This is a genomic window from Cupriavidus sp. SK-3 (genome assembly GCF_000611145.1).
Classification (GTDB): domain Bacteria; phylum Pseudomonadota; class Gammaproteobacteria; order Burkholderiales; family Burkholderiaceae; genus Cupriavidus.
Window position 1 is genome coordinate 71,868 of sequence record NZ_JFJV02000049.1, and the last position, 14,836, is coordinate 86,703.

A 14,836-nucleotide genomic window follows, 5' to 3' on the forward strand; every position below is an offset into this window, starting at 1 on the left:
ACTCCCGACGCTGCCGTCAAATCCAGCCGGGACTTGCCTACGTGCAAGTTCCAGGCCACGCGCCAGCCGCCGGCCGAGCGCCCCGCCGGGCCGCGCGCGTGCCGGATCGTCCGCCAGCGACCGGCCGAAAACCAAACGGCCGTCCGAAAATCGAACGGCCGCCAGGCCTTCCGCCCGGGGATGGTCGATCCATCCCCGGGCCAGGAAGTGGAGAAACAATTACTTCCGTGCCGATGCGCGCATCAATCCGCGCGCTCCGGCAACGGCAACTTCACCCAGTCCGTGTAGAACGCCTCGATATCCGGCTCGAAGTCGTGGATCACCGGATACCACGGCGTGGGCGCTTCCACGTCGTGCATGGTCCCGCATTTCGGGCAGTAGTACTCGCGGTACACCTGCCATTGGGTATCCGGCGCCATCAGTTGCGGATAGACCTCGGCCATGGCTTCGTCCGTATCGCGCACATAGACGTTGGCGTGCAGCTTCCAGTTCTCCCGATAGTCGCAGAAGACATGGCCGCAGTCGCATTGGGTCACCCATTTCCTGGTCTTGGCTTGCTGCACGATAAACATGTGCGGGCTCAGCGGCAGCACGATGCGGTCGTCCCAATCGAGCTTCTTCTGCAGTGCTTCCACGTAAAGCTGGAAGCGCGCGGCATCCTTGGGCATCGACAGCATGCGCAGGGTGGTGTCCCAGTCGAGCTTGCCGTCGACCAGGTTCTTGACCTGTTCACTGGTGTAGGTGGACATATTGAATCCTCTCTGGTGGCGTATTGCCTTATGTCTGTGTTCGCGGGCGTGGGCCGGGCGTCATTCCTCGACCAGCACGACGGTGTTGACGTCGGGCATCTTGGACAGGTCCATGCGGTACTTGGAGCCATAGGTCGGCACGTCCAGTTCGTCCTCGGTCAGGGTCCACGAGTCCGGCAGATCCCAGAACGCGCGGAACTGCTGCTCGAACTTCTTCGACAGGCCGAAACTGGTGGCGAACATGTGCTGTACCTGGGTCGAGGCGTGCTTGACCAGGATCCGCTCGCGCTCGCCCTTCATCCATTCCTGGACGGGCTGCGAGCGCGCCAGGCGCTGGTTACGGATCTCGACGCGTAGCAGAGCCGTTTCCCTGGCATCCACCTTCCAGATGCCGTTGCCATCCTTGGTCGCCACGGCGCCGTAGACCTTCTGCGCGTACTCCGGCAGCAGCAAGGCGTTGTTCAGGTCCCGCTCGATGGCTTCCGCCTCGCGGTCGAGCGGGTCGCCAAAGCCCGGGCCGCCGCGCAGGTAGTTCAGGTACAGGTCGTAGTTGTCGTAGCAGTCCTCGGTGGTCATGCACTGCTGGTCGCGCTTGACCACCGCGCCGGCGTTGAGGTGGTTCTCGTAATCCGGCAGGTCCGGATTGGCATCGCCGCCCAGCGGCAGGCTGTCGCCGGCGGCAATGCGCTCCTTCAGGCCGGTCTTGTGGGCCTCGAAGCGGTAGCCGGTGGCGGCCGGATAGCCGCCCATCAGGCCCCAGTCGCTGTTCATATAGCCATTGCCCATGAAGAACATGGTCCAGTCCTGCGCTTTCCACACCATGCGCAGCGTCTCGAAACCGCAGCCGCCCCGGTACTTGCCGTAGCCGCCGGAATTGGCCTTGGCGTTGCGCCCCAGGTAGAGCAGTGGCTCGGCCATTTCCCAGATCTCGATGTCGCCCATGTCGCCTTCCGGGTTCCAGATCGCCGCGGCATGATTCAGCCCATCCTTGATGGCGCTGGCGCCGGTGCCGCACGAGGACGCCTCGAAACTGTTGACCGCGTGGATCTCGCCGTCCTGGTTGATGCCGCCGCCCTGCAGCCAGTTGGAGGTGTTGGCGTTGCCGGCATTGACCTCTTCCAGGTAGCCACGGCTGAAGTAAGCCTGCGAGAGGCCGCGCCACATCGCGCTCCAGCCTGAGACCAGGAAGTGCCAGGCATAGGCATGACCGGTGCGGCGGTCGTCCGGGTTCATCCAGGTACCCTTGGGCAGATGGAATTCGGTACCAAAGTAAGCGCCGTCATTGATGCGCTGCGTGGGCACCAGGGTCTGGGTCATCATCACCCAGATGCCGCTGGTAAAGGCCACCTGGTGCGCGTTGTACGAGTGCCAGCCCCAGCGGCTCGCGCCCCCGAAATCCAGCCGCCACGAGCCGTCCTTGCGGATTTCCATTTCCACCGGCGAATGCATGATCGAATCGAGCTTGGCGAAAGCCGACGAGGTCTGCACGTCCGGATGGTTGTATGGCACGTCGACGAAGGCGACCTTGCGGTACTTGCCGGGCAACGTCATCGCCTTGATGCGCGTCTGCAGGCCGCGCCGCCCTTCCTCGATCACCTCGTAGGAGAACTCTTCATAGGCTTCCAGTCCTTCGTCCTCGATCACTTCTTCGATCAGGTCGCGGATCATGTGGCAGCCCGCAATGCGGGTACGCTCGTCCAGGATCCAGTATTTCGGCGTGCGTACCGAGCGCTGGCTCTCATGCAGCCAGTCGCGCAACGGGGTGTCGTTCACCCCGGTCTTGCGGCAAGTGATCATGTAGCCGTCGCCGAAGCGCTGCACCTGCCCGGTCGACATCGATCCCGGCGTCACCGCGCCGGTGTCGATCACGTGGGTCACGCCGCCCACCCAGCCGACCAGCTTGCCGTGCGCGAAGATCGGCACGATGGTGGCGATGTCGCAAGGATGGACGTTGCCGATCGAGCAATCGTTGTTGGTGAACATGTCGCCGGGATGGATGCCGGGATTGGCCTCCCAGTTGTTTTCGATCATGTATTTGATCGCCGCGCCCATCGTGCCGACGTGGATGATGATCCCGGTCGAGGTCAGCACGCAATCGCCCGCGGCGTTGTAGAGCGTGAAGCACAGTTCGCCCTCCTGCTCGACAATCGGACTGGCGGCGATCTTCTTGGCGGTTTCGCGCGCATGCACCAGGCCGCCGCGCAGCTTGGAGAAGAGCTTTTCGTAGCGGATCGGGTCCCGCTCGCGGAATTCAAGGCGCGTGAGCCCGTTGTAGTGGCCAGTTCTGGCTGTGCGCTCCAGGATGGCGTCGCGGAACTGCTTGAGCGTTTCGCCGGTCTTGAGCAGGTCGGCGAGGCCGACTTCCTTGCTGGACATCATGTTCATGGCGTGTCTCCTTACTTCACTTCTTTGAGGTGGAAGAGGCGATGCTTGTCGAGCGTGGTGGCAAAGCCCTCGGGCACCACGAAAGTAGTCGCGTCCGACTCGATGATGGCCGGTCCGGTGATGATGTTGCCGGGCTGCAGCGCCTCCATCTTCCACAGCACCGCGTCGCGCCACTGCTTCTGGCGGTACAGCGGGCGCGTTCCCAGGCGGGCTTGCGCGGGCGGCTTCGGCCCGCCTTCCGGGTCTTCCGGCAGCACCGGTTTCTGGGTAATCACCATGCCGCGCATGATCGCGCCGGTGACGGAGAAGCCCAGTTCCGGCGAACGCGCCGAACTGGCGTACACCCTGCCGTAGGTTTCCTCGAAGGCATCGACGATCTGCTCCCAGTCCCCGGCCGTGGCGGCACTGACGATAGGCGAGCTGATTTCCAGGTCGTTGAGCTGGCCCATGTACTGCATGCGGTAGCCGGGCCGCAGGATCACGTCTTCGGGCTTGAAGCCGTTGATCTTGAACTCCTCGATCACCTTGGCGGCCAGGTCCGACCACGCTTTCTGGATGGTCTGGGCCGCCTGGGCCTTGTCCACTTCGGCGGCGTCCTGCGGCAGCGCCAGGTCGACGCTCTTGTCATAGCGGTACTCGAAGTCCGCGCAGGCGCAGCCGAATGCCGAGAAGCCCGCCGCCCACGCCGGCACGATCACGTCCTTGAACCCCAGCCCTTCGGTGTAGCCGTAGGTATGGACCGGCCCTGCCCCGCCATAGGAGAAGCAGACGAACTCGGTCGGGTTGTAGCCCTTGGCGCTTACATTGGAGCGCAGGTACTCGCGCAGTTGCAGGTCGAGCAGTTCGATCACGCCCGCTGCAGCATCCTCCACCGACAAACCCAGCGGATCGGCGATCTGCGCCTTGATATGCTGGCGCGCCCGCTCGACGTCCAGCTTGATGGCGCCGCCAAGGAAGTTGTCGGGATTGAGATAGCCCAGCACCACATGGCAGTCGGAAACCGACACCGTGTCCAGCCCACTCTGCGGCCAGCACGTACCGACGCGGTATCCCGCGCTGTCGGGACCGAGCTTGATGGCGCCGCTATAGGGATCGAGCCGCACGAAGCTGCCCGCGCCGGCGCCCACCGAGTCCATCGTCACCAGCGGCAGCGACAGCACCAGGCGCGCCATGTCGGGATCGGCGGCAATGGCGAAGTTGCCCTTGGTGATGAGCGCCATGTCGAACGAGGTGCCGCCGATGTCGGAACAGGCGATATTGTCGTAGCCCAGGGTCTCGCCCAGCAGCTTGGAGCCGATCACGCCGCCGATCGGGCCGGAGACGATGGTGCGTGCCAGTTCCTTGGCCTTCCAGCTGATAGTGCCGCCGTGGGTGGCCATCACCCGCAGGTCGAACCTGGCGCCGTGCTTCCTGAAACGGTCGCTGACCTTCTTGAGCGTCTGCCGCGACGGTTCGGCCGCGTAGGCTTCGAGCACCGTGGTGTTCATCCGGTGGCTTTCCTTGCGCTGCGGGTAATAGTCCACCGAGGCGAACACGGGGATATCGGCGCCCAGCTTCTTGAGTTCCTCGCGCACGATGTCGCGCGCTTGCTGCTCGCTGGTGCCGTTCTTGTGCGATTGCAGGAAGCAGATCACGATGGCCCTGGACCCGGCCGCCACCAGTTCGCGCGTCGCCTGGCGCACTTCGTTTTCGCGCAGCGGGATGACGATCTCACCCTGCACGTCGGTGCGTTCGGTCACGCCGCGGGTACGCGACAGCGGCACCAGCGGTTCGTCATAGCGGTGCGTGTTGAGATGGATACGCTCCTCCAGCGCGTAGCCCAGGTAGCTCTGGATGGCCCGCCCCATCGAATGGACGTGCTCGAAGCCTTTGTTGACCATCAGGCCCACATCCAGCCCCTTGCGCTGCACGACGCGGTTGAGCATCGCGGTGCCCGAGTACACGCAGGTCAGCAGTTCGGGATACACGTCGTCGACGCCGCGCTGCCAGTGCGCAAGCGCGTCCTCCGAGGAGTTGAAGATGGCCAGGGATTCGTCTTCCGGGTTGCTTTGGGCCTTGCCGACGACGAACCGTCCGTCGGCGCGCACAAAGAAGGTGTCGGTCATCGTGCCGCCGGCGTCGATGCCCATCACCTGGACTTGTGATTGCACTTCCATATCCTTGTCTCCTTGCTTTGACAGCGTTCACGGCGGCTGCCAGGCAGCGCCGTTGCCAGACTCACCACATGGCGCGGTGGTCCGGTGTCTGTATCGCAACCGCTGTGCCAGCCAGCGGAGACAAGCGTTTTTTCTTTTTACATCAATGAGATACCGACTATTTTCGAGCTTCAGGAAGTGAGGGCAAGCGACTTCCACCGTCTCGAACGTCGTGAATTCGAACGGTGCATCGTTCGGTTTTCGCGCTGCGTGCAGGGCAGTGGCCCGTTCGGCGCAGAGCGCCGCAGGGCGATGGATAAGCCACTCCATGCAAGGCCGGAAGCGGTCCTGACACACAGCGATGTTATGCTTTGGGCCTCGATAACTCCTGCGCGCACAGGGCGCGCACCCTGATGGAAATTGCCATATTACTGGCGCTGATTCTGATCAACGGCCTGTTCGCGATGTCCGAAATCGCCCTGATGACGGCTCGCAAGGCCCGCCTGCAACGGCGCATCGAAGAAGGCGACCGCGGCGCCATCGAGGCGATCAAGCTGGGCGAAGACCCCACCCGCTTCCTCTCGACCGTGCAGATCGGCATCACTTCGATCGGCGTGCTTAACGGTGTGGTTGGCGAGTCCACCCTGGCCCAGCCGCTCGGTGTGTGGCTGCAAGGCCTTGGCTTGCAGGAGTCGACCGCCGGTTACGTGGCAACCATCATCGTTGTGGCTGGCCTGACGTACTTTTCCATCGTGCTTGGCGAACTGGTGCCGAAGCGTCTCGGCCAGATGGCGCCGGAAACCATCGCCCGCCTGGTGTCACGCCCGATTTCCTTCCTGGCGCTGGCCTCCACGCCCTTTGTCAAGCTGCTCTCCAGCTCGACCCGGCTGGTGCTGCGCATGCTTGGCGTCAAGAGCGGCCGTGGCCCGGCCGTCACCGAAGAAGAGATCCATGCGCTGCTGGTGGAAGGCTCGGAGGCAGGCGTCATCGAGCAGCACGAGCACACCATGGTGCGCAATGTGTTCCGCCTCGACGACCGCCAGCTCACCTCGCTGATGGTGCCGCGCGGCGACGTGGTCTGCCTGGACGTGGAAGTCCCGCTGGAAGAAAACCTGCGCCGCATCGAGGAGTCCGATCACTCGCGCTTCCCGGTGGTGCGCGGCGGCATGCACGACATGCTCGGCGTGGTCAGCGCGCGCCAGTTGCTTGCGCGCCGCCTGCGCGGCGAGCCCACCGACCTGGCCGCCGTGGTGCAACCTCCGGTTTTCGTACCGGAGAGTGTGACCGGCATGGAATTGCTGGAGAATTTCCGCATCTCGGGTGGCCAGATCGCCTTCGTCATCGACGAATATGGCGAGGTGCTGGGCCTGGTCACGCTGCAGGACCTGATCGAAGCCATCACGGGCGAATTCAAACAGGACGGTGTCGGCGAGGAATGGGCGGTGCAGCGCGAGGATGGCTCCTGGCTGCTCGATGGCCTGATCCCCATCCCCGAGCTGAAAGACCGCATTGGCCTGCGCCACGTGCCGGAAGAGGACAAAGAGCGCTACCACACGCTCTCCGGCATGTTGTTGCTGTTGCTGGGCCGGCTCCCGCAAACCGGCGACACAGTGCGCTGGGCCGACTGGAAGTTCGAGATCGTCGACATGGACGGCAAGCGCATCGACAAGGTATTGGCCTCGCGCGTGCCGCCCGAGGACGGCGCCGACGCCGAAACCACCGGCTGATCACCCCGCCCGCCAGGCCCTGGCGGGCTCCGCGCCGCGCCTGCCGCACCGGGTCTGGTTACGCCGGGCGCCGGATTTCAACCTCCGTCAAGCCCCCGCGAATCCGCACTATCCCTGTATCCGCAGCCCTTCGGGCGGCGCCTGCCGTGCCGTATGATCTGGCTGTGCCGTGCCACTCCTGACTGCGGCTTGAGGACAAGATCCCCAGGCCGGCGCACGGATGGCATGGCGGTTGGTGCGGTCACGGCATGGCCGGATCGTGCCCGGATCACGACAGGGACCCCCCATGCATCCTGACGCAGACGACGATGTCCGCTCGGCGGAGGTGGACCCACGGGATACTAGCGATTTTGCTTGCGCGCTGGCAGCGCGCAAGCAACTATCGCCCGCCACGCAACGATTCGCGGTCCTTGTTATCCACCTGGACCGCTTTACCCACGCCAGCGAAATGCTCGGCGCGCATCTGGCCGGACGGTTGCGCGCGCAGGCAGTGGCGCGCGTAGCCGCGCTGGCGCCCCCGGCGGAGATGACATGGCTGGGACAAGCGGACATCGGCGCGGCTGTGCCGCTGCCCCTGGCGGCGGCCGATTACATGGAAGCCGCACTGCGCCTGGCGCGCGGCGTGGCCGCCGGCCTCGCACGCCCTTTCCTGCAGGATGGGTTCGAATTGTTCCTGTCCAGCAGCGTCGGCGTGGCGCTTGATGACCCCGACAAGCCGGCCGAGCGCAGCCTGCGCGAAGCGTATGACGCAATGCTGCGTGTGCGCAAGCGCGGCGGTGACGGCGTTGCCGCCAGCGCTGCCACGACGTCCCAGCCGCTTTCCACGCCCCTGCTGGCTGCCCTCCCGCACGCGCTGGCGCGAAGCCAGCTTGCTCTGAACCTGCAGGCACGGGCATCGCTGTCCACGGGCTGCGTGACAGGCTATACAGCCAGGCTGCGGTGGCAGAGCCCCGAGTTCGGGCGCGTTGCGCCGCAGGACTTCCTGCCTGCGCTGGAATCGCTCGGCATGATGGGCGACGTCGCGCGCTGGCTGATGGAAAACGCCCTGCCCCTGCTGAATTGCCCGGGCATCGGCGAACCGGTGGAACTCTCCCTGCTGGTGTCCAGCGCGCAGATGCACGGTACCCCCATGATCGATACCCTGCTGCGCACGCTGGAACGCCGGCATCTGGACCCGGCCAGGATTTGCCTGGAGATCCCCCCCGGAGCGTTGCTCGCCACCGACCACGTGGCTGCCGCGAAGCTGGCCACGCTGCGGCGCGCCGGCGTGCGCTTTGCCTTGAGCGACTTTGCCGACGCACCTGGCGGCAGCGCGACCCTGGAGCGCCTGCGCCCGGATCTGCTGACCTTCAATGCGCGCTGCATCGGCACGACCGCGCAGCCAAACCAGGAAAGTGCCGGCGCCGCGCGGCTGCAATCCGCCTGCGAGCAGGCACAGCGCCTTGCGTTGCCAGTCTGCGCCAAGGGCATCGAAACGCGGCACCAACTGGCCGAGGTGCGCAACTGGGGCTGCAGTGCCGTGCAAGGCTACCTGCTGGCCCAGCCCTTCCCGGCCCGGTGGCTGGCCCAGACACATGCGGCCATCTGCGCCCGTGCGCGCGAACTGCTGGCGTAGGCAGGCCGCCCGTGCTGCCGCCTCGTCCCCGGAATGCGGTGTCCTGTTGCACGTTTCGCCTGGCACGAACGGTTACAAAATGGCGGGCGTCGCGCTTCATAGTGCCCCGCGACAACGGTAGAATTGCGGCGAATTCAATGATCGAAAGGAGTCTGGCGTGAAAAAAGGATGGATCTTCTGCATTCTGTTTGCCACCCTGCTGGCTGGCTGCAACACCATGGCCGGGCTCGGCCAGGATATCCAGAAGGGCGGCCAGAAGCTCGAAGGCGCGGCGGATCGCAGCAAATAAGATGTGTCGCAGGCACCGGCTCCGGTGCCTGGCGGCGCGGGCCTGGCATTGCGCGACCGGCCCGTCGCCCCCCGCCGCCTTGCTCGTTATCCCCGACCAGCGCGCCGGGGGTGCTACAGCAGTTCCTCCGGCGTGAATGGCGCGAGCACGTCGATCCAGGTGCGCTTCGACCAGCTGGTATCCGGCTCGGTATCCAGTACCACCGCCTTGTCTCCCTTGCCATCCACCCACTGCACCGCGCCCTGTCCGGACAAGCGCAGCAAGTAGCTGTTGTCATCGATCGCCCCGGCAAATAGCTGTGCGACTTGCTGCGCCAGCTTCGGGCTGTGGATGATCAGGCCAGTCTCGGTGTTCTGGCTGGCCGAGCGGGGATCGAAGTTCATCGAACCCACGAACAGGTTGGTACGGTCCGCGACCGCGGCCTTCACATGCAGGCTGGCCTGCGACGACGTGTAATCCCCGATGATTTTCTGCGGCCGGCCGGGTCGAGACTTCAGCTCATGCAGCTCCACGCCCGCGCGCAGCAGGTCGGGCCGGTAGCGCCGGTAGCCGACGTGGACGATGGGCGCATCGGTGGCGGCCAGAGAGTTGGTCAGCACGCGCACTTTCACGCCGCGCCTGACCAGATCCGCCATCCATGCCACCCCGCGGTCGCCAGGGATGAAGTATGGCGAGATCAGGATGATCTCCTGGTTCGCCCCGCTGAGCATGCGGCCCAGTTCTTCACCCATGGTCTCGCCGGCGGCGGGCGCCTGGTCCGGCGACACCTTGCTCGGCGCATCCACCATCACGCTGGCGGATGCCCATTCGAGCGCCAGCTTGCCACCGCCCGTGAACTGGCGCCCAAGGAAGCTGGCGCGTGCGTCGATTGTGCCGGGCGGCGTCATGCCCTGTGCCTCGATGCGCTTGCGCTCGGTTTCCGCGCCGACCAGGGTCTGCCCGGGCCGTGCCGCGCTGGCACCACCGGCACTGGCGGCCGCGTCCGCCGTCTCGGCCGGGGTCGCGAGTGTTTCCACCGATACCGCCAGCGGGTTGTTCCAGTATTGGTCAAAGGCAGCGGAGAGCCGGCGCACGGCAGGCCCGGCCGCGATCACGTCGAGATCGACGAAATTGGTATCCGGTGCCCTCAGGAAATAGGCGTTGCCTATGTTGCGCCCGCCGGTCATGGCCAGTGCGTTGTCGGCGATAAACGCCTTGTTGTGCATGCGCCGGTTCAGCCGCCGGACGTCGGTGGCGGACGAGAGCATCCGCGTGAACTTGGAGAAGCGCCCCGCCGGGAAGGGGTTGAACATGCGCACTTCGATATTGCGATGTCCCGCGAAGCGCAGAAAGGCCCGGTCCTCGCCATCGCTGTGCAGGTCATCGACCAGAACACGCACACGCACGCCCCGCTCGGCGGCGGCCCGCACCTGGTGCAGGATTTCGCGGGAGGATTCGTCGGCCTCGATGATGTAGTACTGGAGATCCAGCGTGCGCGTGGCGTGGTTCGCCAGCGAAATCAGGGTGCCGTAGGCTTCCTCGCCGGACGCGATCACGTGGAAGCCAGACAGGGCCGGGTCGGGCGAGCTTTCCACGACCAACCGCCCCAGGGCGGTGGTGGCAGGGTCGGACAGGGCGGCGGTTTGCTCGCGCGGAACAGACGGTGGCAGGCTGGCGCAGGACTCGGCGAACAGGACCAGCGCGCAAACCAGCGCGCGGCGCAGCCGGCGGGCCCAGCTTCCCGCGGAGCTTGCCGCGCTACCCGCCGCCTTTCCCGCCAATCGCGCAAACATGCTGCCTCCAGCAGTCCGGATAAGGCAAGCTTAGAACCTGGCGAAGCGGCGTGCTATCCGCCTTTGTCCGACGCCCCAGGCAGGCGTCAGGCGGTTTTGCGCAGCGCGGCAGCCTCCTGCGCCAGCGTACGCACCCGCGCCCAGTCGCCCTTGGCCACGGCGTCCTTGGGTACCACCCAGGAGCCGCCCACGCACACCACATTGGGCAGAGCGAGATAGCTTGGCGCACGCGCGAGATCGATGCCGCCGGTGGGGCAGAAGCGCAACTGCGCGAAAGGTCCGTAGAGCGACTTGAGCATCGGCACCCCACCCGACGCTTCCGCCGGGAAGAACTTCAGGAACTTGAAGCCGGCCTCCATGGCCGCCATCGCTTCGCTGGCGGTGGCCACGCCAGGCAGCAGCGCCACGCCGGCGCCCTGCGCCGCCACGGCCAGTGCTGGCGTGAGCCCGGGCGAGACCGCGAATTGCGCGCCGGCATCGCCTACGGCCTTGAGGTCCGCCGCTGTCAGCACCGTCCCCGCGCCCACGCAGGCCTGCGGAAACGCAGCCGCCACGGCCTTGATGGCGTCCAGCGCCACGGGCGTGCGCAGCGTGATCTCCAGCACCGGCAGGCCGCCGCCGATTAGGGCTTCGGACACATGCAGGGCTTCGTCGACGGAGGAAAACTCGAGCACCGGGATCACCGGCACGTTAACAAGGCGTTCGATCAGCGAGGGAGATTGAGTTTGCATGGCAATTGGTGTTCGGTAAGGTCAGACGATGGGACTTGGCGCTTGGGGTTGCAAGCCGGCCTGCCCGGCCGCCCGTTGGGCCGCGCCGGGCGCCAGGCGGTATCAGGCAATCACGGAAACGGACTGGGCCATTCGCGCCAGCACGGTTTCGATAAACGGGATCGGCGCCACGGCGCCGTAGCCGGTGGTGGACAGCGCGGCCGCCACGTTGGCATAGCGCGCGGCCTCGAAGGGATCGTCGCCAGCGGCCAGGCGAGCGACGAAACTGCCGCCAAAGCAGTCGCCGGCGCCGGTGGCGTCGAGCGGGCGCACCGGATACGGCGGCACCAGCGAGCGGGCGTCGGGCGTCGCCACATAGGCACCCTCCTCGCCCAGCTTCAGCGCCACCAGCCCGATGCCGCAGCCCAGCAGGTAGTCGACGATGGCGTCGCGGTCGTTGAGACCGGTCAGCACCGTGATGTCGTCCCAGCTGGGCAGGCATACGTCGGTGAGCGCAAAGGCCTCGCGCATGATGCCGCGCGCGCGCGCCAGCGTCCAGAGCCGCAGGCGCAGGTTGGTATCGAGCGAGACCTTGCAACCCGCCTTGCGCGCGTGCTCCATTGCCGCCAGGCCGGCGTCGCAGGCATTGGTGCTGATCGCCAGGCTGATGCCGGACACGTGCAGGTAGCGCGCCTCGGCGATGGCGTGGTGCGGCAGGTTCTCGTGGCTGTAGTGGCTGGCCGCGGAGCCGCTGCGCAGGTAGTCGAAGCGGTGGCCGTGCGCGTCGTGGGTGACGAAGTACACGCCGGTCGGCGCGCCGGCATCGATGCGCACGTGGCGGGTATCGACCCGCTCCTGCGTCCATAGCGCCAGCAGCCGTTCGCCGAAGGTGTCCTCGCCCACCGCGCTGATATAGCCGGCATGCGCGCCCTGCCGCGCGGCCGCGATGCAGAAGTTGGAAGTGTCGCCGCCAAACCCTTGCAGGTAGCGCGTGGGATCGTCGGGCTGCTGGTTGAATTCAACCAGTGCTTCGCCGAAAGCGAGAATGTCGATGCTCATGGTGCAAGCGTCCCCTGTCGTTGCTGTCGTTGCTGTCGTTGCTGCTCGTCACTGCTGCCTGCGATGCCGTTTCAGAAAAACGTCTGCACGAGGTCGATCACGCGCAGGTCGCCGTCGAGCACCGGGATATGGCGCCATTTGTCGAAGGTAAGGCATGGATGCGAAATATCAAAGGCAACCATGTCGCCGACCTTGAGATCGTCGCCCGGCCGGATCTGCAGGTATGCGTGCTGGTCCATCATGCCGGTGACTTCCCAGTGCACGGGCACGGGGACCGGGGCCTCCGTGCCGGGGCGGTACACCTGGGCGGGCAGCGGCATGCCGGCGTCGAAGGCGGCGTCGCGCTTGCCCATGCCGATGATGGCGCGGTCGGGCTCGGGAATCGACTGCACATAGGCCCACAGCTGCAACGCCGGGAGCAGGCCCTCGCGCATCTTCTGCGCGACCGGGTTGCTGGCCAGGATGCGTTGCTGCGCGGCGCGGTAGATGCCGACGTCGTGCGTGAGGTAACAGCCGGGGCGCAGCACGATGTCGATCGGCGTGCCGATGTCGGTGCGGGCGAACTCCTCCGCCACCACGTCGTACCAGGCCGAGCCCGCGCCGGACATCACCACCGGGTTGCGGCCAAAGCGCCCCGCCGCGGCCAGTTCGCGCGTCACCGCGACGGTGCGTTGCAGGAACGCGCGGATGTCGGCCTCTTCCTTCAGCACCCCTTCGTAGATCTCCACACCGGCCAGCGACAGCACGCCGGGCCAGCGCGCCAGCGCCGCCAGCACGGCCTCCTGCTGCCGCGCGTCGCGCACGCCGGTACGGCCGCCTGTCACGCCTAGCTCCAGCAAGACCTGGAGCTGCTGCCCCCGGCCACTGAAATAGGCGCCGAGCTGGTCCACCAGTTCAGGCGAATCCACCAGCGTAAAGAACTCGAAATCCGGATCGCGCAGCAGGTCGGCCACGATTTCCATATTGCGGCGGCCAACCAGCTGGTTGGCCATCATCACGCGCCGCACGCCGTGCGCATACGCGGCGGCGGTCTGGTGCGCGGTGGCCAGGGTGATGCCCCAGGCGCCGGCGGCAAGCTGGCGCGCGAACAGCTTGGGTGCCATGGTGGTCTTGCCATGCGGCGCCAGCTGCACGCCGTACTCACCCATGAAGCGGCGCATCCACTCCAGGTTATGCACCAGGCGCTCTTCATACAGCACCGCCGCCGGCAGGCTCAGGTCTTCGGCCAGCAATTTCCAGCCTACCTGGCCAGCGTCATCCGGCGCCAGCGGCGCCTCGAGCTTGCCCAGCGCCTTGTTGAGCGGATCGATCGTGCCGGCTTGGTACTTTATTTCACGCATGTTGCCATCATCCTGAAAAATTCCGATTGACGTAATGATAGCCTTGAAATTACGATATTTCACCCTTGTTATAAAGTAACATTCAAAGCTGGCTCCGGGTCGACATCGGCCCGATGGACCCGCTTGCCTCCACCACCGACCTGCCAACCATGTCCGCGCCCTTCGACATCCTGACCCGCATTGCCGAGCGTGGCCCCACGCTGCGCCTGGCCGAGCAGAAGGTCGCGCAAGTGATCCTGCAGGACCTGGCTGGCGCGGCGGCCACCAGCATCAACGAACTGGCGCGCCAGGCCGGGGTGAGCGAGGCCAGCGTGACCCGTTTCGCCAAGGCCATCGGCTGCCGCGACGTGCGCGATCTGAAGCTGCGCCTGGCGCAAGCCACCGCGGTGGGCCAGCGCTTCCTGCAGGCGGGAGTCGCCCGCGCTGCGGAGCCGTCCCCGGCCACGCTGGCCGACAGCATTCATGCGGATATCCTGGACTCACTTGAGGTCAACCGCAAGCTGATCGACCCCGACCATATGGAGCATGCGGCGCGCCTGTTGCTGGAGGCGCGCATGGTCTACGCTTTTGGCATGGGTGGCGGCTCGTCCTTCATGGCCGACGAGGCGCGTTACCGCCTGGCCCGTCTGGGCCGTCCCGTGGCCAGCTACCAGGACGCGCTGCTGCAGAAGATGGTGGCGGCCACCTTGCAAAAGGACGATGTCGTGCTTGCCTTCTCCGCCACGGGCAATGTGCCCGAGATGCTGGCCAGTTGCGATATCGCCCGCGAATACGGCGCGAAGCTGGTCGCGGTGACCGCGCTGGGCTCGCCGCTGGCGGCACGCGCCGACGTGCTGTTGCCGGTGCGCACGCTGGAAACCGATTTTATTTTCAAGCCCTCGGCCTCGCGCTACGCGATGCTGCTGGTCATGGACGTGCTGGCCACCCAGCTCGCCCTGCTCCAGCAGGACCAGAGCCAGGAGCAATTGCGGCGGCTCAAGTACGTGCTCGACGCGCACCGCGGCACCACTGCCGGACCGGATGCCCCGGAAAGCCGCCAGCCGCTCGGAGACTGA

At 66.0% G+C, this 14,836-nt stretch carries 11 protein-coding genes; 4 read left to right on the forward strand and 7 right to left on the reverse strand.

The features are described 5' to 3' along the window. Positions 1-242: 242 nt before the first annotated feature. Genes CF70_RS05305 through CF70_RS05315 form a run of 3 tightly spaced genes read right to left on the reverse strand, consistent with a single transcriptional unit; the run spans position 243 to position 5,290 of the window. Positions 243-749: an acetone carboxylase subunit gamma gene (locus CF70_RS05305; protein ID WP_035861384.1), complete on the reverse strand. Its 507-nt coding sequence runs from the start codon at positions 747-749 to the stop codon at positions 243-245. A gap of 60 nt (positions 750-809) precedes the next feature. Continuing rightward, positions 810-3,134: a hydantoinase B/oxoprolinase family protein gene (locus CF70_RS05310; RefSeq protein WP_035861388.1), complete on the reverse strand. Its 2,325-nt coding sequence runs from the start codon at positions 3,132-3,134 to the stop codon at positions 810-812. An 11-nt stretch (positions 3,135-3,145) separates the two neighbouring features. Further along, positions 3,146-5,290 (reverse strand): hydantoinase/oxoprolinase family protein, encoded by a 2,145-nt coding sequence (locus CF70_RS05315; RefSeq protein WP_035861391.1) that lies wholly within the window; start codon positions 5,288-5,290, stop codon positions 3,146-3,148. Between the two features lie 392 nt (positions 5,291-5,682). On the opposite strand from CF70_RS05315, the gene CF70_RS05320 reads away from it, so the two are divergent. The 3 genes from CF70_RS05320 (at position 5,683) to CF70_RS05330 (ending at position 8,900) form a co-directional block, all read left to right on the forward strand. Further along, complete coding sequence (locus tag CF70_RS05320) at positions 5,683-6,996, forward strand: hemolysin family protein (protein WP_035861394.1); 1,314 nt, start codon at positions 5,683-5,685, stop codon at positions 6,994-6,996. 286 nt (positions 6,997-7,282) lie between these two features. After that, entirely contained in the window at positions 7,283-8,611 is a 1,329-nt protein-coding gene (locus tag CF70_RS05325; RefSeq protein WP_035861397.1) for an EAL domain-containing protein, read from the forward strand. A gap of 157 nt (positions 8,612-8,768) precedes the next feature. Further along, positions 8,769-8,900, forward strand: coding sequence for an entericidin A/B family lipoprotein (locus tag CF70_RS05330; RefSeq protein ID WP_035861400.1), 132 nt, complete (start codon positions 8,769-8,771; stop codon positions 8,898-8,900). 113 nt (positions 8,901-9,013) lie between these two features. Here the strand turns inward: CF70_RS05330 and CF70_RS05335 are convergent, their stop codons facing one another. The 4 genes from CF70_RS05335 to CF70_RS05350 all read right to left on the reverse strand — a co-directional run bounded on the left by CF70_RS05335 (position 9,014) and on the right by CF70_RS05350 (position 13,781). Continuing rightward, positions 9,014-10,672, reverse strand: a complete 1,659-nt coding sequence (locus CF70_RS05335; protein WP_051648052.1) for a phospholipase D family protein — start codon at positions 10,670-10,672, stop codon at positions 9,014-9,016. 86 nt (positions 10,673-10,758) lie between these two features. After that, positions 10,759-11,403 carry a bifunctional 4-hydroxy-2-oxoglutarate aldolase/2-dehydro-3-deoxy-phosphogluconate aldolase gene (eda, locus tag CF70_RS05340; RefSeq protein ID WP_035861402.1) on the reverse strand — a complete coding sequence of 215 codons (645 nt, stop codon included), beginning with the start codon at positions 11,401-11,403 and terminating at the stop codon, positions 10,759-10,761. 102 nt (positions 11,404-11,505) lie between these two features. After that, a complete protein-coding gene (locus CF70_RS05345) occupies positions 11,506-12,441 on the reverse strand; it encodes a sugar kinase (protein ID WP_035861405.1) in 936 nt (311 codons plus the stop codon). 71 nt (positions 12,442-12,512) lie between these two features. Next, on the reverse strand, positions 12,513-13,781 hold the full coding sequence (locus CF70_RS05350) for an amino acid deaminase (protein WP_035861409.1): 1,269 nt from the start codon (positions 13,779-13,781) through the stop codon (positions 12,513-12,515). Positions 13,782-13,930: 149 nt separating this feature from the next. Between CF70_RS05350 and CF70_RS05355 the strand changes: the two genes are divergently transcribed. Beyond that, complete coding sequence (locus tag CF70_RS05355; RefSeq protein WP_035861512.1) at positions 13,931-14,836, forward strand: MurR/RpiR family transcriptional regulator; 906 nt, start codon at positions 13,931-13,933, stop codon at positions 14,834-14,836.